This window comes from Vibrio owensii (genome assembly GCF_002021755.1).
GTDB classification, from domain to species: Bacteria; Pseudomonadota; Gammaproteobacteria; order Enterobacterales; family Vibrionaceae; genus Vibrio; species Vibrio owensii.
In genome coordinates this window covers 695,355-720,960 of record NZ_CP019960.1, presented here as the reverse complement: position 1 = coordinate 720,960, position 25,606 = coordinate 695,355, and the positions used below count along the sequence as shown (strand labels likewise).

The window sequence follows — 25,606 nt, the reverse complement described above, 5'->3', positions numbered from 1 at the left end:
TTATCTAATTATAAACAAACAATACTACTACGACTAAATGATTAGATGAATACAATGAGGAGTAACCCTAGGCTGGAGGGGGAATTTAGCACAATTAACTTTATGATTTCAAATATAACAATCAAAATTCAAATATTGCACTTGAACTTAGAATGAATGCCATCCCAATTGAATGACCGCCTATAAAAAAGAGCTTTAACAGCACTGGAGCCTATTTAATTGAAAGGATCAAGTAATACTATAGTTTATACCACCTACCAAATTCCACATTAAAATAAAGGATATATTCCAAGAACAACAGCAAACAGAATATAAAGGCGCTAATTATGAATAGATAAATTACAAATGAGATGATAATAAACAATGTTTTAAACAATAGGTAACAGAATAGATTTGGCGAGACCAATAAAAACAACGGCCATATTTATTGGTTAGAACAAAGACAAATAAATCCAATGTAATAATAATGACTCAAAAACGTTATATTTAATATTATAAACGAGGTGAGAGACACATAAACCAGAGAGCAAGGTTGGGAAAATAAAAAAGGCTACCCTTGGGCAGCCTCACACTTTTATTCGTTAATATATCAATATCAGGCTAATTCGCCAGCACCTTGCACCGAACGTTCACTGTTCTCAACAAGGAAAACCGTGGCAGTTTGTTTAAGCGCGTTCCATTCTGCGTCCTCGACAAAGATGCCCTCTTCCCATGATGTTTTCTGCGCACGGCTCAGCTCTTCACCATCAATATGAATTGCGTACCCTTGAGAGCTCGCTTCGATATCAAAATCCGTTACGGCAAGCTCTATCGTCATACTGTGATAATCGGTACTGTTGTCTTCAATCTGGTCAGAAAAGAATACCTCTGGTGCAATCCGCCCACGGTTTAACACATACAAGGTTCGCTTAGGACTAGTGCCATTAACCCACTGAGCACGACATGCAATGCCTTTGGCAGAGAGCCTAACTAATTCACTAAATGCTAGCCAGCGATTGTGGCATTGCTTCAGTGTGATGGTAACGCTCTTGCTGCTGACCATTTTCTCAAGCGCAAAATCCAACACCGCAGGTAAATGACAGGCAATACTGCCATTGTGTAGCTCGACTTCGATATGAGAGTCGGTGTTACTCGTAATGCTAACCGCACAATCTGAATCTAAGTTGAGAAACAGGCTGGCGTTGTTGAAGTGACGCACGCCGTGCAAACCCACCATTTGCAGATCCGCAACCATATTGGCAATCACATCTGCTTCACCGCAATGACGGCGCATACCAAGAAAAGCTTTGTTTACTGCTGCTACCAGCTCGTTATGCGAAACGATCATAATGCAAAACCTCCACTGATTTTTTGATTGTCGCTTTGCGCGATTTCTTCACGCTCTGGCATGGTTGGGAAAATCCACGTATCGCTGAAACGCGGGTCCTGAATCTCATCAAGCAATGGTGCGCCTTGGAAGAAGGTAACGCGCACCCATCGGTCTGAACGTGGATCGAACTTGGTCGCCCCAAAGATAGCTAACTTACAACGCAGTAGATGCATAGGCAGTGCGTCTTCACGTAGCACGTTCATCTGGATATCACCCATTTCTCGGTTGCCGAGCGTCCATACACGACGAGTGATTGCACGATACTGCGGATGCTGCAGTAAGAACTCCGCCAACGATGTTTCTGGCTGGCACGTTTGCAGCGCATGGTAGAGGCGGTTTACTTGTCGCCCTATGTCGAGTGGCAACTCACGTTCTTCACCGATTTCTTCTCCACGAACGCCTAGCCTTGGTTCTTCTTTGTCTTGCGAGCGATACCAGAACCAATAGTTGTTCTCTGGTAACGTGTAGTCAGCATCGATTGACCATCGGTACTTACTCTCTAGTATTTGCAACACATCTTGAACGCTTTTTCCGCCTGGAATAGAAAGTGATTCGTCTGTGTTCATTTGGTTTTCAAATTCATCAACCAAAGACGGGTAAAGCTCGATCAAACATGAAGTTAGGATTTCTTGGGCTTCCAAACTCATTGTTGTGATTTGTTTGATCAAGCTTGCCCAATTCGAGTGCTCTACCATCAAAGCATTTAAGTTAATTTGTAGCGCTTGGAGATCAGCAATAGCTTGATGATTAAGCTGATCTTGATGCTCGTTGATTGTTATTACTTGCTCTAAGTGTCGCTGTGCTTTTTTAAGCAGGGCTTTTAATGGTTGCTCTAGTTCGTTAGGTTCACATGGCATAGCAAGCACGTTGGCAATCGCACGCTCACGTGATGTCATCCATTGGTCGACGATGCATGGATGATTGATTAAATATGGCGCCATACCCAAGCCAGTTGCGTTCCCAACACCAAGATAGCGCTGCAAACCTTTGTGAAGTGCAATGGCGTTATCTCCTCCCTTTTGCGCAGCAAGGTAATGAACCCAATCTAAGCTGAATTCGCGCAGCATATAAACGGCACACATCTGTGCACGAAATGACTGGTTGAAATCAGAGTTGTTCTCTAGCAGTTTAAAATCGGCAATGCCAAATTTACCGTTACCATAAACGGCGGTGGTTCTTAGGATGTAACCCACTTCTGCAAGCTCAGAAGGCTCTGGCTGCTCACCTTTAGAAAGCGCATTCACAATGTGCTCAAACACACGAACGCTCTTATTGGCACGAGCAAGAACAAGCACGTTGTTTGGATTACGTCCCGCTTCTTGCAAAGGTACATTGGCTCGAAGTTGCTCTAACAGTTCAACATTAACCTCACCTTTGACCAACGCAAAAGTCACGTCCCATTTCTCAGCAATGACTCGGTCGTTACGCTCTTCATCAGCAATTTCATCGCAAAAGACGACCAAGTGATAAACGTGTTCCGGCGTCGCTAATTTATAAATCACATGACCAAAACCGCGTGGACACAATTGCCACTCATGTTTGCTCACTTGCCATTCCTGACTCGCCATTTTTCGGATCAAGCCTCGCACAAAGCTGATTCGATTTTGGTGCATAGCCCCTAGCCTGTCTGGCGCCATAACAATTGCAGCATTGCGAAGTGTTGTTTCAGTGTAAGTAGAACGATGTGCATCCATTTTGCTCACCACTTATTTTTTATTGTAAGAATAAGGGCTTGTGCGGGTGTGGGGAGGAATCACCCACACAAGCGCCACGTTATTGGGTTTGATCTTTTTGTTATAACTGTTGTTATAGCCCTTGCTCTTTCGCCATCTTCATAGCGATCTGCGGAGCATTCCAAAGTGACGGTAACAGTATTAATGACACTGGAACGGCCGTAATAACGATGAAGGATTGCAGGGCTGATATACCGCCAGAGCCAAGTGAGATGAGAATCAACGCCGTGATACCCATAGCCACGCCCCAGAAGGTACGAATAATCGCGTTTGGTTCAGTCTCACCACTGATCACAACACTGATGGTGTACGTCATTGAGTCACCAGTGGTAACGATGAAGATGGTGGTCAAAATCAAGAACAAGATGGAAACCAACATTGGCATCGGCAGTTGTTGAGTCACTGCAAGTAACGCGCCCGGTAAGTTGAAGCCTTCAAATGCCGCGCTCACACTGCCCGGATTGGCAATTTCAAACGCTAGGCCAGAGCCACCAACAATGGTGAACCAAAAACACGTGGTTAGCGGAGCAACAATGCTGATCGTCGAGATGATTTGACGAATACTGCGACCACGAGAGATACGTGCAATGAAGATTGCCATCATCGGTCCGTACCCCAAGAACCAGCCCCAGAAGAATACTGTCCACCAGCTCAGCCAACCTTCATCACCACGATAGGTCGCCATTGGAATGAAGTTATCTAGCATGCTGCCCACACCTTGAATGTAACCGTTGAAGATAAAATCCGTCGGACCAAAGAGAAGGATGTAAGCCATCAATGTCAGTGCAAGAATCACGTTGTAACGACTCAGCATTTGCATGCCGCGGTTTAAGCCACTCAGTGCAGAGACGGTGTACAACACAATCGCAAATAAGATGATGATCAACTGTGTGGTAAAGCCATCTGGGATATCAAACAGCGCATTTAACGCGTAGCTAACCTGTAAACCTAGGAAGCCAATCGGTCCAATGGTTCCTGCCGCTACAGCGATGATGCAACATGCGTCAATCAATGCGCCTGTTTGACCTTTTAGCGCTCGCTCACCCAATACTGGATAAAGCAAGATGCGAGGTTTTAACGGCAAGCCTTTATCGTAGTGTAAATGCATGACCACGATAGACGTTAAGCTGCCAACGATCGCCCACGCTAGAAAACCCCAGTGCATGAAAGACTGCGATAGTGCGTTCACTGCCCCCTGCTGTGGATTATCTTGCGGACCATACAAAGGTGGAGGACTCACGTAGTGCGCGATAGGCTCTGCCGCCGCCCAAAATACGCCACCACCTGCTAAAAGCGTACAGAAGATGATTGCCATCCAACGGAAACCGTCCATTTCAGGCTTCGTTGTTCTGCCTAAAATCACCTTGCCTGTTCGCCCTGCAGCCAAGCCAAGACCAATAAGAAAAGTGAGAAGAAGCAGTATCTGCCAGTACGGACCGAAGACTTTGACTGACCACGCAAATCCCGTATTAACTAACGTTGATAGCAACTCTCCATCGTAAAGCGCGATAGCGACGAATAAGGCAATAAAGCCGCCGCTATACCAAAGTGCCGGGTTACTTAACCCTAACTTATCCGGTGAATTTTCCGTTGCTGAAGTGTCGTTGTGTTTTGCTTGGTGCTTCTTTGATGACACGCTCATCGTTGAAGCTTTCATGCTATTGGTTAGATCAGACATACTCTGACTCCAGAGGTTTATTGCAGCTGCCATAACGGCTACAAAAAGTGACTTTAACACTCGCCTTGTTATTATTTTTTGAGCGAGCTATTCCATGTTTATTTGGGTTACGACCTAGCTCGCCTCCAGCCCTTCTTTAAGGAAGTTAAACCAGTTCTCACCCAGGATTTTTCCTGCCTCGGATTCACTGAATCCATGACGCATTAAGCCGTTGTAAATGTTCTCCATCCCTTTACTGCCACTAAACCAAGGCAAGGCATCAGGCCAACCAGAGTTGTTTGCTGAGCCTTCGCCATAATCCATAGCTTTCGACCAACGACCATTGCGCATCCACTCAAGTACTTGCTGTGGTTGGTTTAAACAAAGATCACTGCCGATACCTAAATGATCCACACCGAACAGGTCAGCAGTTTTCGCGACCATTTGGCAGAAATCCTCTAGCGTGCATTGGCTTCCGTTTGGAAGATGGAATGGGTAAAGACTAAAGCCAATCAAGCCGCCACGTTCGGTGAGCGCTTTAATGACGTTGTTCGATTTGTTGCGCAGAGCATCATGAGCAAATGTTGGGTTTGCGTGACTAATACAAATGGGACGAGAAGAAAGGTCAATCGCTTCCAACGTTGAGCGCTCAGCGCTATGGGACATATCGATGATCATCCCGACACGGTTCATCTCTTCGATGGCTTGTTTACCAAAGCGCGTGACACCAGAATCGTTCTGCTCATAACACCCTGTCGCCAGCAAGCTTTGGTTGTTGTACGTCAGCTGCATAATCAACAAACCTTGGCGACGCATGACTTCTATTAAGCCGATTTCATCGTCAATTGGGGAGCAATTCTGCGCACCAAAAAAGACGCCAACCTTACCCTCTGCCTTTGCTTTCTCGACATCAGCCATCGAGTAAATAGGCATAATAAGGTCTGCATTTTGTTCGAATCTCAGGTTCCATTCGGCAAAGCGAGTTAAGGTCTCGCGTGCATTCTCATGATAAACAATCGTCGCATGCACAGCCGTAATGCCGCTCGCCTTCAGCGTTTGGAAGTATTCTCGATCCCAATTGCAGTACTGCAATCCATCAATCACAATCCGTTGTTGGTACATAACCACTCCTTAAACGTTAATGAGCCTTTAAGGGTGGGCAGCGGAATCCTCGGCTGCCCTATTTCACTTAGTAAGGACGTTGATAAGCGGTTTTCACCACGGTGTAGAATTCTTTTGCGTATTGACCTTGCTCGCGTGGACCAAAGCTCGACTCTTTACGACCACCAAACGGCACGTGATAATCCGTTCCTGCGGTTGGTAGGTTGACCATGACACAGCCAGTTTGAACTTGTTGTTTGAAGATGGCGCTATTACGAAGGCTTTGCGTAATGATGCCGCCCGTCAAGCCAAAGCGAGTATCGTTCGCGACAGCAATGGCTTCGTCCAAGTCAGAAACTCGAATCACACTTGCCATTGGCGCAAACACTTCTTCTTGGTTCACTTCCCAACTGTTTTGCGTATTGAGGAAAAGGGTTGGCGACATGTAGAAACCATCATGTTCTAAGTTCAAACGCTCGCCACCGAACGCTAACTCCGCACCACTTTGACGTGCTTTCTCGATCCATTCGAAGTTGGCATTCAATTGGTTTCCATCCACAACGGGCCCCATGAAGATGCCTTCTTCTAAGGCGTGACCGACTTTAAGCTCGCTCATACGTTTGATCAGTGCTTCCACGTAGGCATCGTGAATGCCATCCATGACGACAAGACGAGATGACGCAGTACACTTCTGACCTGCTCCAGAGAAAGAGCCTGCAATGGTCGCTTCAACTGCGATTTGAATGTCTGCATCATCGGCGATTACAAGTGCATTCTTACTACCCATTTCTAGCTGGCAGCGCACAAAATTTGGAGCCGTTGCTGCCGCTACTTTACGTCCGGTATCAACAGAGCCAGTAAAGCTCACACCATTTACATCTTTCGAGTTGATAAGCGTATTACCCACTTGCGAACCACTGCCCAACACAAGGTTGAACGTGCCTGCTGGTAAGCCTTGACGATGGATAATCTCCGTCAGTGCAACCGCACTAGCAGGTGTTAGGTTAGCGGGCTTCCATACTACGCTGTTGCCGAACGCAAGCGCTGGCGCGATTTTCCATGCAGCCGTAGCGGTTGGGAAGTTCCAAGGAGAGATAATGGCGATAACGCCGACGGCTTCACGAGTGACCTCAACGGAAACGCCTGGACGGACAGAAGCTGCGTTATCGCCAATTTGACGCAGCACTTCCGCTGCGAAATATTGGAAGAACTGACCTGCACGGTAGATTTCACCGCGACCTTCAGCAAAAGGTTTTCCCTCTTCACGTGAAAGCAGCGTGCCAAGCTCATCACAACGAGCAATCAGCTCATCACCAATCGCCTGCAAAACCGCTTGTTTGCGCTCAATCGGCGTTTTTTCCCACTCTGGCTGTGCGACTTTGGCTGCTTGAATGGCTTGCTCTACTTGGCCTTCACTCGCCTGAGCAAAATCGCCTAAGTTCTCACTGATGTCTGAAGGGTTAATGTTCGCAATCGTATTAATGCCAGATTGCCATTCGCCTGCAATGTAGAGAGATTTCTCTGCTTGAACATTATTGATAAAAGTCATTGCTCTGTCCTTATTCTTCCTGACGTCTGGTGATTGCCACCAGCTCACTGATCTCACTGACAAAGCCCGGTAATGAGGCTTTGATTATTATTCTTTACTCTGTCTGACTCGCTGATGCGTACACCACAAACTCCACCAGCATCTCTTCACGAGCTAGTCCCGCCACGACCATAGCGGCGCGATTAGGGTAAGGCGCTTCGAAATACTCAGCGTAGATTTGGTTAACCGTTTTTAAGTACTCACGATCCGTCACATAAATCAGCACCTGCAGAACGGAATCTAAAGACTCCCCTGCACACTCCAACGTGTGAACGAGATTATTAAAGGTTTGACGAGTTTGGGCTTCGATACCGCCTTCCACGACAGCTCCGGTATCATCAATCGGGATTTGCGCGGTGTATAACGTGCCATTGTTAACAATTGCCCATTCCAGCGGCGCTTTAGAGGCAAACAATGCGGTTTTGACTGGGTATTTTTTCGTAGAAGTATTCACGTGCCTTTCAACCTTTGTAACAACCTTGTTTCAAGATGGTTAAATACTGCACATTGACAGGCGATAAATCGAACGGTAAATTTTTTACATTTGATAAGAAAAATCTATCACCTTATTAAAACTAAGGTAAATAAAGGGATTGCAGAGGTTTCGCTATGAGTATCAAGCTTCAACAATTAAAGCATTTTGTGATGGTGGTCGAGGAAGGTGGTTTTAGAGCAGCGTCACATCGAGCGAACCGCTCTCAGGCAGCGCTGTCAACGTCAATCAAAGAACTGGAAAAAATACTCGGTCAAACCCTATTTGAGCCGGGCAATAAATCCAAACTCACTCCATTCGGTGAAATCTGCCTGCCTAAGATCATTCAGTTTCTCAACATCTATAACGCTCTAGATAACGATCTAAAAGCCGCCGCCGCAGGGCAACAAGGTCGAGTACGCATCGCCAGCGTTCCTTCAGTTGCTGCCAAGCTGATTCCCAGTGTGCTCGGCGCATTCTGTGAACGATACCCGAATGTAGAAGTCAGCCTAATTGATGATAACGCCGCTGGCGTCGAAGCGCGTTTGTTATCAGGCGAAGTGGATTTAGCGTTGGGTAACCCATCACACTTGGACGAAGGCGGTATCGAGTTTACCCCGTTAATCTCTGACCCCATTGGTGTGGTGTGTTTGAAGGATAACCCTATCGCTCAGCATCCGGAAGGTATTGAGTGGCAAACGCTGTTAGAGCAACCTTTTATTCGCAACGGAACTTGCACCCTACTCGATCCCACTCCTGCGCGCGCGTTGAGTGAACAAGCTTTGTATTCCGTAGAAAACATCACATCTTTGTTCTCCGTTCTTGAGCTTGGTATTGGTGTCACCACCTTGCCAAAATTAGCGTTCCCGACCAACGAAACTCGACTGGTTTGGATTCCGCTTATCGATCCACCATTGGAAAGACAAGTAGGTATATTTACTCTGACGGATAGAACCATCTCCCCTCAAGCAAAAGCATTTCATGATTTGTGCATTCACTACTTGAACTACCAAGAAGAAGTCGAAACTGCATAGGCATAAAAAAGCCCCTGACACGTTAAGCATCAGGGGCTTTTTAAACTTTATAAGTCAGAACACGTTACTTTCTGCGCTTGTAAACCACGCAGAAGTTGCCGCGCTTGGTGCGACACTTAGAGCAACGTTCGCAGTCCACTTCGGCGCGGTTACCGTCTTTCCAGCGCTTGATCAATTGTGGCTCTGCCAATAACGGACGAGAAAGCGCGAAGAATTGAATCTTGGTGTTTTCAGCCAAGTCTTCAATCGCACAGAAGTCGTTTAAACCACCTACGGTAATTACCGGAACGTTCACATCTTGACTGATCACTTGGCCGTACTCGTGGAAGTAGCCTTCTTCTTGTAGCGTGTAACCGTCAAACGACTCACCTACCATGGTGCTTGCGTTGCCATGAATGTTACCCGATACAATGATCGCATCCACGCCCACTTCTTCTAGCTTCTTACAAACAATGCGCGTTTCATCGAACGTCAAACCGCCATCGAAGAACTCCGTTGCTGTCAGTTTCACCAGAATCGGGAAATCGTCACCAACTAGCTTGCGTGTTTCGGCATAGATCTCCATAAGGAAACGCATACGGTTCTCAAGACTACCGCCGTATTGGTCTTCGCGACGATTGTAATATGGGCTTAAAAACTGGTTGATTAGGTACGTGTGCGCCGCGTGGATTTCTACACCATCAAAGCCAGAATCTTGTGCACGCTTGCTCGCTAGCGCAAATGCTTTAACGATGTAGTCAATCTCATCTTGAGTCATCGCTTTGCCTTCCGTTTTGGTGCCGCGTTCTGGCACTTCACTTGGGGCAAAAATCACACGCTCGCCAACGTTGAAGGTCGTTTTTGTGCCGCCGTAAGCGATCTGCATAACAATCTTAGCGTCATGTTCGTGGACAAGGTCAGTCAGCTTTTTGTATTCATCGATGAAAGAGTCGTTGTAGATCCCCATCATGCCCGCGTTCGGTTTCTCTTCTTCTACGATGTTCGCATAACCAGTAACGATCAGACCCACTTCACCTTTGGCAAGTTCTTCATAAATGTCGTTCAACTTCTCGGTCATATGACCGTCTTCTGTCGCCATATTTTCCCACGTTGCACTTCGTACAAAGCGGTTCTTTAGTGTCATGTTGCCAATGCGGGCTTCTGAAAACAAAATGCTCAAGTCCAGTCCTCTTAAAATCTGTCTTTTTAGTTCTATACATCACTACCGAGCAGGAACGAAAAAGGAACAGCGATACACAAATCATGGCTGTTCCTTCTCTGAATTTCTGTTCAGTGCGATGAGCGACGCGAACCTTACCGCCGAAACTGCGGCAAAACTTTAATCTGGATTAAGGTTTGGTGAGATAGATCACCGATTCCGCATTCATTAGTTTTGTTCTCATCACAACTACTGATGGCATCAATCGTTAACTCAGATTTACTTTCCTTTAATGAATAAACGGCAGTGGAATCAACTCTAAACCAAGCACGCCACTGATGCTCATTACGACCAATAACGACACCTTAAACACCGCTTTGGACCATTGGATGTAGTTGTTGTAATTCACTTTTTGGAATGTCACCCGCGTCCACATAAAGCAAACTGCTGCCGAGACCGCTAAATACTCGTAACCAGCTTCACCCAACATAAACAACCCAATAGCAACCACCCCAAAAGCCACCACATACGCTTTCATATGTTGATGTGCTTTGGTAATGCCCTCTTTAACGGGAAGAACAGGAATGCCTGCATCGCGGTAATCTTGCATGCGGAACATAGCAATCGCGTATGAGTGCGGCATCTGCCAGAGGCAAAACATAACGAAGAGTAAGATCGCTTCTAAGCTGATGTAGTTCGTCACAGCAAGGTAGCCCACAAGCGGAGGAACCGCGCCAGAAATGCTGCCGACTAAAGTGCCGTAGACCGAATTTCGTTTGTACCACATGGTGTAGAAGAAGACGTAAAACACGTAACCCAAGAGTACAACCACAGCCGAGAGCGGATTCACCAATTGGAACAATAACGCTGTGCCATTAAGCAACAATACCAAAGCGTAAACAAATGCCGCGTCGATGTTGATGTTTCCCATCACCAATTCACGGTTTTGCGTGCGCTTCATTTTTTGGTCGATATCGCGGTCGAAGATGTTGTTCACCACGCATCCTGATGCAATCACAAGCCCGACGCCAACTAACGTTGTTAGCAACAACAGAAAGTTAGCGGGTTCTGATTTTGCGGCGAGGAAGCACCCCGCCGCAACAGAAATCAGGTTGCCGAAAATGATGCCCGGTTTAGTAATAGACAAATAACTTTTCAGCATACCCTAGCCTACAACTTCATGTTGACGTTCATGTTGTAGATGATCCAGATCGAGCCAGCGATCAGAATCAACACAACAATGGCGGTAAACATCAGTGACACCACGTTCCACTGACCTTCTGACGTCTTCACTTCCATGTGCAAGAAGTACTTAAAGTGCACGAAGATCTGCACAATCGCACAACCAAATAACACAGCATAAGTTGCGGTATCTGGCAGCACTTGCGCCCACACACAGTAGAAAGGAATCACGGTCAGGATCAGAGACGCAATAAAGCCTTTTACGTAATCAGAGGCACCTGTATCTAGATGTTGTTCCATTACATAACCCCCAATAAGTAAACGATGGTGAATACACAAATCCAAACGATGTCTAGGAAGTGCCAGAACAAGCTCAAGCACTGGAATCGCATCGACATGTTATCGTTCAAGCCTTTGGTGGACAGTTGGTGGTAGCACACGGCTAGCCAGATCAAACCAAAGGTTACGTGCAAACCGTGTGTTCCGACCAAAGTGAAGAACGCAGATAGAAACGCACTTTCTTGTGGACCGTAGCCTTCAACAATCAGGTGATGGAACTCATACACTTCCATCCCGATAAAGCCGGCACCAAGTAAGAAGGTCACTTTTAACCAACGCTTTAACCCTGCAACGTCTTTGCGCTTCATCGCAATCATGCCGAAGCCAAACGTGATACTGCTGAATAGCAGCAACATGGTTTCTACAAACACGAAAGGCAGTTCGAAAATGTCTTTACCGGTTGGACCCGCAATAGAGCCGCTTTCTAGTACTGCGTAAGTCGCGAACAAGGTCGCAAACAATACACAGTCACTCATTAGGTAAATCCAGAAACCAAACAGCTTAATGCCAGCAGAATCGTGGTGATGATCGTGGTCGTGAACCGCAACATTAGCTTGCATAAGTCACCTCCAGATCGTCTTTCTTATCGTTGTCTTTCACTTCGTTTTTCTTCGCTTCTTCAAGTTGAGCTCGACGCTCCGCTTCAATCGCTTTGATTTCTTCTACTTCAACGTAGTAATCCACGTCATCGTTGTAGCTGTGCTGGATACACGTCACGATGATGCCAACAAAGCTTGCTGCTGCCAGCCACCAGATGTACCAGATCATCGCGAAGCCAAACACCAACGCCCATGCAGACACATAGATACCTGTTGGAGTGTTCTTCGGCATGTGAATGCGTTCGTATTCCACTTCTTTGGTTGGATCGAATTCGCCACTCTGCTTTTGGTACCAGAACGCGTCTAGCACATCACCTTTTGGTAGGTGAGCAAAGTTGTAGAACGGCGGTGGTGAAGACGTCGCCCACTCGAAAGTACGACCGCCCCACGGGTCACCCGTTAGGTCACGGTTTTGCTCGCGGTCACGAACACTCACGTAGATTTGAATGAACTGACAAGCCACGCCAAGTGCAATCACTGCCGTACCCGCTGCAGCAACTGCCAACAGTGGGAAGTACTCTGGGTTAAGGTCTTGGCTTAGACGACGCGTCATGCCCATAAAGCCCAGTGCATAAAGCGGTAGGAACGCCATTAGGAAACCAACAATCCAGCAAATGAATGCACGTTTGCCCCATGTTTCGTCCATGGTGAAACCTGTCGCTTTCGGGAACCAGTAAGTGATTGCCGCGAAACAACCAAATACCACACCACCGATGATTACGTTATGGAAGTGCGCAATCAGGAACACAGAGTTATGCAGAACAAAGTCCGCGCCCGGTACTGCCATTAGTACGCCCGTCATACCACCTACAGAGAAGGTAATCAGGAAACCAACCGTCCACATCATCGGCGTGGTAAAGCGGATTCGCCCTTTGTACATGGTGAATAGCCAGTTGAAGATCTTCACCCCGGTCGGGATAGAGATGATCATGGTGGCGATGCCGAAGAATGCATTCACATTTGCACCTGAGCCCATGGTGAAGAAGTGATGCAGCCAAACGACGAACGCCAAAATCGTGATTACGATGGTTGCCCATACTAACGAGGTGTAACCAAACAGTTTCTTGCGTGAGAACGTTGCGGTTACTTCAGAGAACACACCAAAGATCGGCAAGATCAGGATGTATACTTCTGGGTGACCCCATGCCCAAATCAAGTTCACGTACATCATTACGTTACCACCAAGATCATTGGTGAAGAAGTGTGTACCGATGTAGCGATCCAACGTTAGTAACGCGATGGTTACGGTTAGGATTGGGAATGAAATGATGATTAGGATGTTGGCACACAGGGAAGCCCACGTGAACACTGGCATCTTCATCATTGGCATAGACGGCGTACGCATGCGCAAAATAGTTGCAAAGAAGTTCACGCCCGTCAGCGTGGTGCCGACACCGGATATTTGCAGCGCCCATATCCAATAATCCACCCCAACTCCGGGGCTTGCCTCAATACCAGACAGCGGCGGATACGCCAACCAACCAGTACGACCAAACTCACCCAAGCCAAGTGACATGTTAGTGAGGATCACGCCCACAATAAACAGCCAGAAACTTAGGTTGTTTAGGTAAGGGAATGCCACATCACGCGCACCAATTTGCAGCGGAACGATGATGTTCATCAAACCAATCACTAACGGCATCGCCACGAAGAAAATCATGATTACGCCATGGGCAGTAAAGATTTGGTCGTAGTGATGTGGTGGTAAATAACCGCTCTCGCCTGCCGCAGAAAGCAGTTGTTGACTACGCATCATGACCGCATCAGCAAAGCCACGAATCAACATCACCATTGCCACGGCGATGTACATAAAGCCTAGTTTTTTGTGGTCTACCGAAGTAAACCATTCATTCCATAAGTATTGCCACTTACCCGCTTTGGTTATCGCCGCAACGACAGCCAAACCAACGATCGCGATCACCGCTAGAGTGACGACAATAATCGGCTCGTGATAAGGGATTGATTCAAGTGTTAATCTTCCAAACATTGCGATTATCCTAGATTTTCCGGCAAACAGTTCATTGAACCCGGATGCTGGGTCACGACGTCGGTGAACAAAAATGGTGGAATACTAGAGAACATCTTCACAGGCTCCGCCACCGTAGGTGATGCAAGCGCACGGAATTGCTCCCAGTCTTCGATTCGGTCAGGGCTGGCTTTCACTTGCTGTACCCAATTCAGGAATGCAGTGCGATCTTCCATTGCTGCTGCGGTAAATTTCATTTGCGAGAAACCCTTACCGCTGTAGTTAGAGGCAAAGCCTTTGTAATCCCCAGTGTGGTTCGCTATCAGATTTAACTTGGTCACCATGCCTGGCATCGCGTAAATCTGAGTACCGAGACGCGGGATAAAGAACGCGTTCATGATGTTATCTGAGGTTAGTTTGAACTGAACCGGCACATCTTTCGGAAACGCCACGTAGTTCACTGTCGCAATGTTCTCTTCTGGGTAGATAAACAGCCATTTCCAGTCGAGTGACACTACCTCAATGGTGATGGGTTTGACGTCACTTGCGATGGGCTTGGATGGCTCTAACTCATGAGTAGAACGCCAAGTGATGGTTGCCAGAATCGCGATGATGATGATTGGAATCGTCCACACCACCACTTCGATCTTGGTCGAGTGCGCCCACTCTGGAGCGTATTCCTCGCCAGTGTTCGACTCTCGGTAGCGGTAAGCAAAGTAGATTGTCATTAAAATCACGGGGATCACGACAATCAGCATCAGTAAAAGCGCTGTAATGATCAGTTCTTTTTCCTGAACGCCAATACTACCTTTCGGGTCAAGTAGAGCAGAGTTACACCCTGAAAGCATAAGAATGGTTCCTGCCAAACTTATCCTCGCTAAGATGCGTTTGTATCTTGAAGCTTCCATTAACTTTCTCGATGGTTAGCCAACAACAGAGCAAGCCCTGCGATTGGTTGTCTTGGTCATTAGAATATTTTTGTGTTGAGCTTGTGCAGCAATGGACTTCTTGGTGGGAGGTATCAAGTTGCTTGATGGTTAAAACCACACTCACAACGTGAGTTTATTGTTACACTTTGAAATACATTGTTACATTCGAGCGCATTATGCGTAGGGAAAAAGGAAAGCTCATTAGCCACAGATGGAAACTAACGTTCCATTTATGAAAGCTAATATTGATAAAGGAATAGCAAAGCAGGTGCACAAGATTGACGTACTACAGTATATATTCTTTTCTTTACAGTAACTTAAGTAATGCAAACGAGAAGAGTAATCAGTTGCGTATTCGGCACGAGAGTGTGAGCTACATTAGAAAGTGCGAATTAAGGAAAGCGTGACCAGTATCATAGTTATGAATTCACATACTATTTACATGGCATTTAAAATTTCAATCACTGATAACGATATAACATTCATAGGATCTATGTTTTAGCAAGTGACGGGGAAACCGCCCACTGAACTGTTAACTCAATTTAACACTGAGTAGCGACGTCTTTAGCTTGAGATCATTTCATTCTGTACATTTAAATTCGTGAGTTCATTCGAGGCTAGGAAGCTAACAGTCTTTGTTGGGCTTACGATGAGTTTATTGTTTGATTACGGTGAAAAATCAGGCATTACGGTCATGTCCAAACTTCTTATTCTAACGTTCTATTACGTCATCATTTTTTCTTTCACAGTGTGGCTCTGGTCTGACGCAGACGACTCGACTAAAACTGGTTTGTTTTATTTCGTGTTCGGAATAGCATTCTTCCAAAATGCTTATCACACACACAAAATTGAGACACTCAAAAACAAGAAAGAGCCTTAATCGGCTCTTTCTTCACATTCTCATCCCACCATCCACTTCGAGCACTCGCCCTGTGAAGTAGTCGTTTTCAAGAATGTATTTCACGGCATGAGCAATCTCACTCGTCTCCCCCATCCTACCGACGGGTATCATCTTTTGCAGTCGGTCTATGGCTTCTGGCTTCATTTGATCTGCCATTGCCGTTTTGACGACTCCGGGCGCAATGGCCGCAGAGCGAATGCCATATCTGGCGAGTTCTCTTGCCCATGTTGTTGCCATGGTTGCGACGGCAGCTTTCGAGGCAGAGTAATTGGTTTGCCCAATATTGCCCGCTCTCGCCACGCTAGAGATGTTAATGATGGCACCCTTCGAGCTACTCTCGATCATTTTGACTGCCGCTTCTCGACCACACAAGAAGGTGCCAGTGACATTGACGTTCATCACTAGGTTGAACTGCTCAAGCGACATCTTGGTGATCTCACCGTCTTTGGCTTTGACTAATAACCCATCTCGCAGAACGCCTGCGTTATTAACTAAGCCATTTATCTGCCCAAAGTCTTGAAGAATCTCATTAAAGGTATCCTCCACTTCAGATTCATTGGTGACATCAAGTCGATAGATCAATGCTTTGGCACTGAGCATCCTGCATTGTTCTTGGGTATTCAGCAGTCCCGTTTCGTTAACATCAAGCAATGCTAAATCTGCGCCCGCTTGAGCAAGGCTGACCGCCATCATCTGCCCTAACCCTTGCCCCGCACCTGTGATTGCAATGACACTATTTTTTAAATCCATATCTGTACTCCATTACTGGATAACTTCCATGCTCAAACGCCTGATAGGAAATATCTTCGTTAGCCCTTCTGGTTCTTATAGAATTCAAACAAGCTAGAGAAATCGAGTTCGGCATGACCTGCTGCGTTATGGAATGCATAAAGGTTACGAGCCAAAGAGCCCATAGGGACAGAAGAGTTGGTTTGCAGCGCCGCATCCAAGCCTAGGCCAAGATCTTTGAGCATCAACTTGCTCATAAAGCCGGGATTGTATTGATTACTCGCTGGCGCAGAGTCCATCACGCCGGGGCATGGATTATAGAGCTCTAACGCCCAATTTCGACCAGAGCTTTGTAGCATGATATTGGATAAGACTTTCGGGTCGAGACCATGGTCAATGCCGAGATTGAGCGCCTCGCAGGTTCCCGACATCAAAATGCCCAACATCAGGTTATTACAGATTTTTGCCATCTGACCGTCGCCCGCTTTACCAGCGTGGAACACGTTCTTGCCCATGTATTGCAAGATCGCATTGGCTTTGGAGAATGCTTCGTCCGAACCGCCAACAATAAAGGTCAGCGTTGCTGCTTTTGCGCCTGCTACACCACCAGAGACGGGAGAATCGACAAACAACAATCGTTTGTTCTGAGCCTCGTTCGCCACCAAGCGAGCAGAATCTGGATCGATGGTCGAACAGTCAATCAGCAATGCGTTGTCCTGCACAATATTGAGCAGACCGACACCACCGTGTAAATCCCCCAAATACACCGCGCGCACGTGCGCACCTGCTGGTAGCATGGTAATGATGGTTCCCGCGCCATCCACGGCTTCTTCTAACGTGCTAGCAACCACCGCGCCAAACGGTTCAAGTTGCTTCGCCGCGTTCACATCCACATCGAACACTTGCACATGAAACCCTGACGCCAATAGGTTTTGTGCCATTGGACTGCCCATGTTGCCCAAGCCAATAAATGCAATGGTACTCATGTTGTTTCTCCTTATTTTCCTAGCTGTGCAAGTGGATGTTCCTCTTCTGACCAAAGAGAAGTGAACAAGGTGTCGATGACGCTTTCATCGACTTCACTGACGCTGTTAAACATCCATTTTGGATTGCCATCTTTATCAACTAATCGAGAGCGCACACCCTCTTCAAACTCACCGAGTAATGCGCTACGAACTGACAAGGTAAGCTCTAGACGGAAACAATCCGCCAACGACAAACGGTGGTACTCTTTGACTTGTCTAAAACAGATATGTGCAGTGATCGGGCTGCCCGCAACAAATGATTTTTGTGCGTTCTCAAGCCATTGAGTCTCGCCCTCCATTGCTTGAATACGTTGGGCAATCTGATTTAAGTCATAGCCTTTGCAGGCTTCTTTAATTTGGTCGAGATAAGGGCAAATCTGAGTTGTCGGCTTGCTGTCGATGACTTGATCTTCCATCAATTGAAGTAACGCACTGACAAGCGATTTGGCATCGGCAGAGCCCCAATCGACTTGTTTCAGCTCTTCAAGCAATGCTGGATATTGCTCTTCCAACAGCAACCATTCTGCCAAACCAATAGTGACAGCGTCACTTGAATTCACCATTGCACCAGTTAGACCAAGGAACAAACCTACCTCCGGGTCGATTTGGCTTAAGAACCAAGTGCCACCCACGTCTGGGTAAAGCCCGATATTGATCTCTGGCATCGCGAGACGAGATTTAGGCGTGACGACTCTATGGCTGGTGCCCATAAACAAGCCCATGCCACCGCCCATCACAATGCCCTCTCCCCAGCCAATGATTGGCTTTTGGTAGGTATGAATCAGGTAGTCGCATTCGTACTCAAGCGAGAAGTAGTTAGAACAGAACTCGGCAGTTTCTTCTTTGCTTTTTTCGTGCATGACGTGGTACATGGTTCGTACATCGCCCCCTGCACAAAACGCTTTTTCACCCGCGCCATTGAGGATGACACACACCAAATCAGGGTCATCTTGCCATTCGATAAGTTGGTCGTTGAGCTCTGCCAACATGTCGTAAGTCAACGCGTTCAATGAAGCCGTGTTGTCTAACGTCGCGATACCAATTCGGTGCACGCCGTCTAAGCAATCTATTTCGCTAATGGTTACTTTCCCTGTCATGCGACCTCCTATTGATTCTTCCAGTTGGGTTTACGTTTTTCTAAGAAGGCACGAACCCCCTCGGTTTGATCTTCGGTATCGAATAAGTTTAGAAACAGTTCTCGCTCTTTAATCAGACCATGTTTGAGTGGCGCTGAGCGCATGTTTTGGATAAGCGCTTTACATGCGGTTACCGAAGACGGCGATTGATTGGCAACCGATTCTGCAAGCTCAATGGCTTTATTAAGCGCTCCACCTTTTTCCACCACTTCTTCTGCTAACCCGAGTTCTCGAGCTTGTGCTGCACCGACTTGTTCACCGCACAATATGATGCGTTTCGCCCAACCTTCACCGACCAATGCGGTTAGGTTTTGCGTACCACCAGCACAAGGCAGTAATCCGACTTTCGCCTCTGGTAGTGCCAGCACGGCTTGCTCTTCTACCACACGAATATCACACGCCAATGCGACTTCTAATCCGCCTCCCATGGCGTAGCCGTTGATGGCAGCGATGGAAACCCCTCGAAATGCAGACAGCGTTTCAAAGGCTTCACCAAAGATACGCGCCATCTCTAACGCCACCGCTTTATCGCCATCGGCAAACAACTTGAGGTCTGCACCTGCCGAGAAAAACTTCTCTCCACTACCTGTGAGCACCAGAGCGTAAACGTCTTTGTTGTCGTTTAGCATCAGCACTAGCTCTTTCAATGCGGTTAAGCTTTGTGACGTCCAAGTATTAGCGGGCGGGTTGTTCATGGTCACCACCGCAACGTGATTGCTGATGGTATGTTGAATCGCTTGTTGTTCTGTTAGTGACATATCTCTGAATCCTTTCTTGATGAAAATGACCTGAGCTTTACGGATAAAAGCAGAGCTTGTCGCTGCACTTATAGCAATGCAGACTCTTCTGCGAGCAATCGACGCGCGATGATCAACCGCATGATCTCGTTAGTACCTTCCAAAATTTGGTGTACTCGAACATCACGGAAATAGCGCTCCATTGGGTATTCTTTGATGTAACCGTAGCCACCGTAAAGTTGCAGCGCTTGGTCACAGACTTGAAAGCCGACATCGGTTGCAAAGCGTTTTGCCATGGCACAATAAGTCGTGGCGTCTGGGTCACCTCGGTCTAACTTGCTAGCGGCGTACCGTACCAGTTGGCGGGCAGCGACAAGCTCGGTTGCCATGTCTGCCAGTTTGAATTGTAATGCTTGGAATTGAGCTAGTGATTTGCCGAACTGTTTACGTTCTTGCATGTACTGCGCCGCTTGATTCAACGCTTGCTGAGCCGTACCGACAGAACAGGTCGCAATGTTGATGCGTCCGCCATCCAAACCTTTCATGGCGAACACAAAACCTTGTCCTTCTTCCCCGAGCAGATGTGATACTGGAATAGAAACATTGTCGAAAGTCACCGCCCGTGTCGGCTGACTGTTCCAGCCCATTTTCGGCTCTTTACGTCCGTAGCTAATACCGTCTGCATCGGCGGGGACAACAAACGCGGATACACCTTTCGCGCCCGCATCGCCGGTTCTTGCCATCACGACTAAAACGTCGGTATCGCCTGCGCCAGAAATAAAGGTTTTGCCGCCGTTGAGAATGTAGTTATCACCTTGCTTAGTCGCAGAAGTCGTTAGAGACGCCGCGTCCGAACCTGCGTTTGGCTCGGTTAAACAATAAGATCCGAGAAATTCACCCGTAATAAGTTTCGGGCAGAACGTGTCTTTCACTTCATCGGTCGCAAAGCTCGCGACCATCCAAGTCACCATGTTGTGAATGGTCATAAATGCGGTGGTCGATGTGCACCCCATAGAGAGCTGCTCGAAAATGATGGATGCATCTAAACGGCTTAAGCCCAAACCGCCTTGCTTTTCTGGGGTGTAGAGGCTCAAGAAACCAAGTTCTCCCGCCTCTCGTAGAATGTCTTTGGGGAAGATTTGTTTTTCATCCCACTCTGCTGCCATTGGCGCTAAACGCTCTGCCGCAAACTGCTGAGCGGTGTCGGCAAACATACGTTGATCTTCGTTGAGTTCAAAATCCATATGAGCTCCTTACTTCGTTAGCGCAAGTTAATGGTGAGGTTTGGACCGGTTGGGATATCATCATCAAACCAACGAGCCGTCACGGTTTTGGTCTCTGTGTAGAAGCGCACCGCTTGTTTGCCGTAGGCGTGCAAATCACCGTAAAAACTGCCGCGCCAACCCGTAAATGAGAAGAATGGCAAAGGCACGGGAATCGGCACGTTCACACCTACCTGCCCGACTTGAATCTCATGTTGATACTTTCTCGCCGCCGCACCATTCGCAGTGAAGATGGAAGTGCCGTTGCCGTATGGATTGCGATTCACCAGTTCTATCGCTTCTTGTAACGTGTCGACCTCAATACACACCAAAACAGGTCCGAAGATTTCTTGGGTGTAAATCGACATCGAGGTGGTGACACCGCTGAATAAGGTTGGACCGACCCAGTTACCTTCAGGGAAGCCTTCTACTTCACATTGGCTACCATCAAGTTCACACACCGCGCCCTGTTGTTTACCTTCTTCAATCAAACCAAGCACACGCTGTTTTGCTTGTGCGCTGATCAAAGGACCATACGCGGCATTCTCGTCATCCCAAGCACCCGGATGCACTTTCGCCATTTCTTGTTTTAGGTCGGCAATCCACTCTTTCGAACTGCCTACAAACACCGCAACGGATATCGCCATACAACGTTGCCCTGCCGCACCAACCGAAGAGCCAACTAAGTTGTTCACCACTTGGTTTTTGTTCGCATCTGGCATCACTACCATGTGGTTTTTCGCGCCAGCAAAGGCTTGAACACGTTTGAAGTTCTGCGTGCCAGTGGTGTAGATGTATTGCGCTACGGGAACAGAACCAACGAAAGAAACAGCTTGGATATCGGGATGCTTCAGCAACAAGTCGACCTGCTCTTTACGACCGTGCACGATTTGCAGCACACCTTTTGGCGCACCAGCTTCTTCGAACAACTCAGCCAAGCGAATGGACGTTAGCGGCACTTGCTCAGAAGGTTTAAGAACAAAGGTATTTCCGCTCGCAATCGCGATTGGGAACATCCACAAAGGGATCATTGCGGGGAAGTTAAACGGCGTAATACCGCAGCACACTCCAAGCGGTTGAATCAGCGAATAGCTGTCGATATCGGTCGCAACGTTCTCGACGGTTTCTCCCATCATGTTACTAGCGATATTTGCAGCTTGCTCGACCACTTCGATACCACGCCACACATCCCCTTTTGCATCCGCAAAGATCTTGCCTGTCTCGTGAGACAGCAGCGTCGCCAGTTCATCGTGATGTTCTTTGAGTAAATGTTGGTAGCGCAGCATTAAACGCGCACGCTCCGAAACCGCGACATCTTTCCAACAGGTAAAGGTGGCTTTTGCGCTTTCGATTGCCGCGTGCATCTCTTCATCCGTTGCGCATGGCAAGCGCGCAATCACGTCATTGGTGGCAGGGTTTGTCACTTCTACCCAATCCGTTGCTTGAGATTCACGAAACTCACCATCGATGAATAAGGGAACCGTGCGAGTCATAATCTAGTCCTTTGTTAACGTTTGTCGTAATTGGAATTAAAGCGGTATCTCGATACCAATAGCAGTGGCTTCACCACCACCGATACACAGTGATGCAACACCTCGCATCACCTTTTTATTGTTGTTGTCGCCATCTAAACCAAGCGATTGCAGTTGGCGCAGGCTATGAATGAGGGTCACTAAAATACGAGCTCCACTTGCGCCAATTGGATGCCCAAGCGCACACGCACCGCCTTTGATGTTTACTTTGTCTTTATCGATGCCTAACTGGCGTACCGCGATTTGCGTGACAACGGCGAAAGCTTCGTTGATCTCCCAAAGATCGACCTCGTCCACTGACCAATCGAGTTGAGATAACAACTGCTCTATTGCAAAGACGGGCGCGAGGGTAAATTCGGTGGGCTTTCTGGCGTGGGTCGAGTGCCCTTTGATGATTGCTAATGGCGTTAAACCTTGATGCTGTGCCACCTGCGAGTCTATTAACACCAAGGCTGCAGCACCATCGGATATCGCACTTGAGTTTGCTGCCGTCACCGAGCCGTTTTTATCGAACGCGGGTTTGAGTTGAGGGATCTTGTCGAGCTTGATGGAGCGAGGATGCTCGTCGTAATCCAATGTTGAAGCGCCATGGCGAGTCGTGATTTCTATCGGTGAGATTTCATCGTTAAACAGATACTGCTCTTGCGCTTCCAACGCTCTTGTCGCAGATAGGATTGCCCATTCATCCATTTGTTCACGAGTAAACTCCGAACGGTCAGCCGTCTGCTGCGCATAGACTCCCATCAAATGCCCTTCATACGCATCTTGAAGACCGTCGAGAAACATATGGTCGTGAGTAGATTGGTGACCCATTCGCATGCCGTTACGCACTTCTTTAAGCAGATACGGCGCATTGGTCATGCTTTCCATACCACCAGCGACGGCACTGCGAATGCTGCCCGCTTTGATAAGATCGTGAGCTAACATGACGCTTTTCATGCCAGAGCCACACACTTTATTGACAGTGGTACAGCCTGTCGTCAGTGGAAGATCTGCACCTAGCGCTGCTTGTCTGGCTGGTGCTTGTCCGCACCCCGCAGATAATACGCAGCCCATGTAGACTTCGTCGACTTCGTTAACGCCGCTCGCATCCATTGCCGCTTTGATAGCAAATGCCCCTAATTGAGGCGCTGAATAACCTTGTAACTGACCTTGAAAGCGCCCGATTGGCGTTCGCTTTGCACTGACAATCCAGATGTCGTTTCCCATGCTCTCGTCCCTTCTGACGATAATTCACAGTTCACGAACTCATCCCTCACACCTGCTACCACGGAGCTTTCACACAGAATGTGGTGTCACTCCAGCCTCTCATAAAACGATGAATTTTCGCACTGTGATTTCTTGACGTTTACGTAAGCATAGCACTAACATTTACGTTAACGTAAAGAAACACATTAATAACAACACAAATTTACTCTCATGCTTTTAGCTAGCCCGTTTAGTTCAAGGCTTGAAGGGATTTTAAGAAGCCAAAACTATTCATTAGAGGGAAAAACCGAGTGGATAAATTCAAGATAAGTGACCTCGCCAAAGAGTTCGACATCACGACCCGAAGCATTCGTTTTTATGAGGATGTCGGGCTGATAGAGCCGGAACGAAAAGGCAATATTCGCGTATATCAACGCAGAGATAAGATCCGTCTCAAGCTGATTTTACGTGGAAAGCGATTGGGTTTTTCGCTTGCGGAAATTCGAGAGTTGTTCGAGCTTTACGATACCCAACAAAGCGATGGTCAGCTGCTTAAAATGCTAACCATCATTGATGAAAAACAAGCGCACTTACAGCAGCAACTGGACGATATTAGCGTTGTAATGAACGAGCTAGAAACCGCCAAAGAGCGATGCAAACAAGCGCTAAGCGACAATAAAACTAACAGCCAATAACTAAAAACTTATAACGACTAAAACAAACAAGAACAACCATAGTTTCCAAGCCCAAGCAGTGTAACTCGAACCTTATCCGTACTAATAACCGCAGTACTTTCAACAGGGAAATGTTATGAAAAGCAGCTACACCCCACTCAATTTTGGGCTTGGTGAAACCATCGATATGCTCCGAGACCACGTCAACGCGTTCGCCACCGAGCATATCGCCCCTATCGCCGCAGATATCGACCGCGACAACCAATTCCCCAATCATTTGTGGTCCAAGTTTGGTGAAATGGGTTTGCTTGGCGTAACCGTCGATGAAGAGTTTGGCGGTGCAGGCATGGGCTATCTTGCTCACGTTGTCGCGATGGAAGAAATCAGCCGAGCTTCGGCGTCTGTCGCACTCAGTTACGGCGCACATTCCAATCTTTGTGTTAACCAAATCTTTCGCAATGGCTCCCCTGCTCAACGAGAAAAGTACCTACCTAAACTCATTGATGGTTCTCACGTCGGTGCATTAGCCATGAGTGAGCCGAACTCAGGTTCTGATGTGGTTAGTATGCAGCTACGAGCTGAAGACAAAGGTGACCACTTTCTGATGAACGGCAACAAAATGTGGATCACTAACGGTCCTGATGCCGATACTTTAGTGGTTTACGCGAAAACCGATCCCAATGGCGGATCTCGCGGCATCACCGCTTTCATTATTGAGCGAGAGTTTGAAGGCTTTAGCCATGCGCAGAAGCTCGACAAACTTGGTATGCGCGGCTCCAACACATGCGAATTGGTGTTTCAAGATTGTGTCGTGCCAAAAGAGAATGTGTTAGGCGAGTTAAACCGTGGTGTCGAAGTTTTGATGAGCGGTTTGGATTACGAGCGCGTGGTACTCGCAGCTGGACCGCTTGGCATCATGCAAGCCTGTATGGACGAAGTGGTGCCGTATGTTCATGACCGCAAACAGTTCGGCAAATCCATCGGTGAATTCCAACTAGTGCAAGGAAAGCTTGCTGACATGTATTCACGCATGAACGCCGCCAAAGCTTATGTTTATGCTGTCGCAGCCGCCTGTGACCGAGGTGAATGCACGCGTAAAGATGCCGCTGGCGTGATCCTTTACAGCGCAGAGCTTGCCACACAAATGTCGCTCGATGCTATTCAGCTGTTAGGCGGTAATGGCTACATCAATGAATACGCGACTGGGCGTTTACTACGCGACGCCAAACTGTATGAGATTGGTGCTGGCACTTCTGAAATTCGCCGCATGCTGATTGGACGAGAGTTATTCGAAGAGTCTCGCTAACCCACCGAC

General features: G+C 47.4%; 22 protein-coding genes. 3 read left to right on the top strand and 19 right to left on the bottom strand.

What is annotated here, in order from left to right:
- Positions 1-595 precede the first annotated feature (595 nt).
- The 6 genes from A9237_RS19755 to A9237_RS19730 all read right to left on the bottom strand — a co-directional run bounded on the left by A9237_RS19755 (position 596) and on the right by A9237_RS19730 (position 7,902).
- Positions 596-1,327, bottom strand: coding sequence for a DUF3726 domain-containing protein (locus A9237_RS19755; protein ID WP_020197259.1), 732 nt, complete (start codon positions 1,325-1,327; stop codon positions 596-598).
- Positions 1,324-3,063: a hypothetical protein gene (locus A9237_RS19750; RefSeq protein ID WP_078609241.1), complete on the bottom strand. Its 1,740-nt coding sequence runs from the start codon at positions 3,061-3,063 to the stop codon at positions 1,324-1,326. Before A9237_RS19750 ends, A9237_RS19755 begins: the two co-directional genes overlap by 4 nt.
- A gap of 112 nt (positions 3,064-3,175) precedes the next feature.
- Complete coding sequence (locus A9237_RS19745) at positions 3,176-4,744, bottom strand: BCCT family transporter (protein ID WP_370736492.1); 1,569 nt, start codon at positions 4,742-4,744, stop codon at positions 3,176-3,178.
- A gap of 150 nt (positions 4,745-4,894) precedes the next feature.
- Positions 4,895-5,881, bottom strand: coding sequence for a membrane dipeptidase (locus A9237_RS19740; RefSeq protein ID WP_054823830.1), 987 nt, complete (start codon positions 5,879-5,881; stop codon positions 4,895-4,897).
- Positions 5,882-5,948: 67 nt separating this feature from the next.
- Entirely contained in the window at positions 5,949-7,409 is a 1,461-nt protein-coding gene (locus A9237_RS19735) for an aldehyde dehydrogenase family protein (protein ID WP_078609239.1), read from the bottom strand.
- A 94-nt stretch (positions 7,410-7,503) separates the two neighbouring features.
- On the bottom strand, positions 7,504-7,902 hold the full coding sequence (locus A9237_RS19730; RefSeq protein ID WP_078609237.1) for a RidA family protein: 399 nt from the start codon (positions 7,900-7,902) through the stop codon (positions 7,504-7,506).
- A gap of 155 nt (positions 7,903-8,057) precedes the next feature.
- On the opposite strand from A9237_RS19730, the gene A9237_RS19725 reads away from it, so the two are divergent.
- Entirely contained in the window at positions 8,058-8,954 is an 897-nt protein-coding gene (locus tag A9237_RS19725) for a LysR family transcriptional regulator (RefSeq protein WP_020197253.1), read from the top strand.
- 64 nt (positions 8,955-9,018) lie between these two features.
- On the opposite strand, the gene A9237_RS19720 is transcribed toward A9237_RS19725, so the two are convergent.
- The 13 genes from A9237_RS19720 to A9237_RS19655 form a co-directional block, all read right to left on the bottom strand.
- Positions 9,019-10,113: an NADH:flavin oxidoreductase gene (locus A9237_RS19720; RefSeq protein WP_078609235.1), complete on the bottom strand. Its 1,095-nt coding sequence runs from the start codon at positions 10,111-10,113 to the stop codon at positions 9,019-9,021.
- A gap of 268 nt (positions 10,114-10,381) precedes the next feature.
- A complete protein-coding gene (cyoE, locus tag A9237_RS19715) occupies positions 10,382-11,254 on the bottom strand; it encodes a heme o synthase (protein ID WP_078609233.1) in 873 nt (290 codons plus the stop codon).
- 8 nt (positions 11,255-11,262) lie between these two features.
- Positions 11,263-11,574, bottom strand: a complete 312-nt coding sequence (gene cyoD / locus A9237_RS19710) for a cytochrome o ubiquinol oxidase subunit IV (RefSeq protein WP_005443825.1) — start codon at positions 11,572-11,574, stop codon at positions 11,263-11,265.
- Positions 11,574-12,173: a cytochrome o ubiquinol oxidase subunit III gene (gene cyoC, locus A9237_RS19705; protein ID WP_005451611.1), complete on the bottom strand. Its 600-nt coding sequence runs from the start codon at positions 12,171-12,173 to the stop codon at positions 11,574-11,576. The genes cyoD and cyoC overlap by 1 nt, the downstream gene beginning before the upstream one ends.
- Positions 12,163-14,199, bottom strand: coding sequence for a cytochrome o ubiquinol oxidase subunit I (gene cyoB, locus A9237_RS19700; RefSeq protein WP_078609231.1), 2,037 nt, complete (start codon positions 14,197-14,199; stop codon positions 12,163-12,165). Before cyoB ends, cyoC begins: the two co-directional genes overlap by 11 nt.
- A 5-nt stretch (positions 14,200-14,204) precedes the next feature.
- On the bottom strand, positions 14,205-15,086 hold the full coding sequence (gene cyoA, locus A9237_RS19695; RefSeq protein WP_078609229.1) for a ubiquinol oxidase subunit II: 882 nt from the start codon (positions 15,084-15,086) through the stop codon (positions 14,205-14,207).
- A 913-nt stretch (positions 15,087-15,999) separates the two neighbouring features.
- On the bottom strand, positions 16,000-16,758 hold the full coding sequence (locus tag A9237_RS19685; protein WP_078609227.1) for an SDR family oxidoreductase: 759 nt from the start codon (positions 16,756-16,758) through the stop codon (positions 16,000-16,002).
- Positions 16,759-16,817: 59 nt separating this feature from the next.
- Positions 16,818-17,723 (bottom strand): 3-hydroxyisobutyrate dehydrogenase, encoded by a 906-nt coding sequence (gene mmsB, locus A9237_RS19680; RefSeq protein ID WP_009696177.1) that lies wholly within the window; start codon positions 17,721-17,723, stop codon positions 16,818-16,820.
- Positions 17,724-17,734: 11 nt separating this feature from the next.
- Complete coding sequence (locus A9237_RS19675) at positions 17,735-18,859, bottom strand: enoyl-CoA hydratase/isomerase family protein (RefSeq protein ID WP_009701915.1); 1,125 nt, start codon at positions 18,857-18,859, stop codon at positions 17,735-17,737.
- An 8-nt stretch (positions 18,860-18,867) separates the two neighbouring features.
- Positions 18,868-19,656 (bottom strand): enoyl-CoA hydratase, encoded by a 789-nt coding sequence (locus tag A9237_RS19670; protein WP_078609225.1) that lies wholly within the window; start codon positions 19,654-19,656, stop codon positions 18,868-18,870.
- A gap of 68 nt (positions 19,657-19,724) precedes the next feature.
- Complete coding sequence (locus A9237_RS19665; protein ID WP_078609223.1) at positions 19,725-20,879, bottom strand: acyl-CoA dehydrogenase family protein; 1,155 nt, start codon at positions 20,877-20,879, stop codon at positions 19,725-19,727.
- 17 nt (positions 20,880-20,896) lie between these two features.
- Positions 20,897-22,390, bottom strand: a complete 1,494-nt coding sequence (locus A9237_RS19660; protein WP_078609221.1) for a CoA-acylating methylmalonate-semialdehyde dehydrogenase — start codon at positions 22,388-22,390, stop codon at positions 20,897-20,899.
- Positions 22,391-22,426: 36 nt separating this feature from the next.
- Entirely contained in the window at positions 22,427-23,638 is a 1,212-nt protein-coding gene (locus A9237_RS19655) for a thiolase family protein (RefSeq protein WP_078609220.1), read from the bottom strand.
- Between the two features lie 290 nt (positions 23,639-23,928).
- Between A9237_RS19655 and A9237_RS19650 the strand changes: the two genes are divergently transcribed.
- Together A9237_RS19650 and A9237_RS19645 are read left to right on the top strand one after the other, a co-directional pair.
- Positions 23,929-24,312, top strand: coding sequence for a MerR family transcriptional regulator (locus tag A9237_RS19650; RefSeq protein ID WP_009704658.1), 384 nt, complete (start codon positions 23,929-23,931; stop codon positions 24,310-24,312).
- 115 nt (positions 24,313-24,427) lie between these two features.
- Entirely contained in the window at positions 24,428-25,597 is a 1,170-nt protein-coding gene (locus A9237_RS19645; RefSeq protein ID WP_050935907.1) for an isovaleryl-CoA dehydrogenase, read from the top strand.
- Positions 25,598-25,606: the final 9 nt, after the last annotated feature.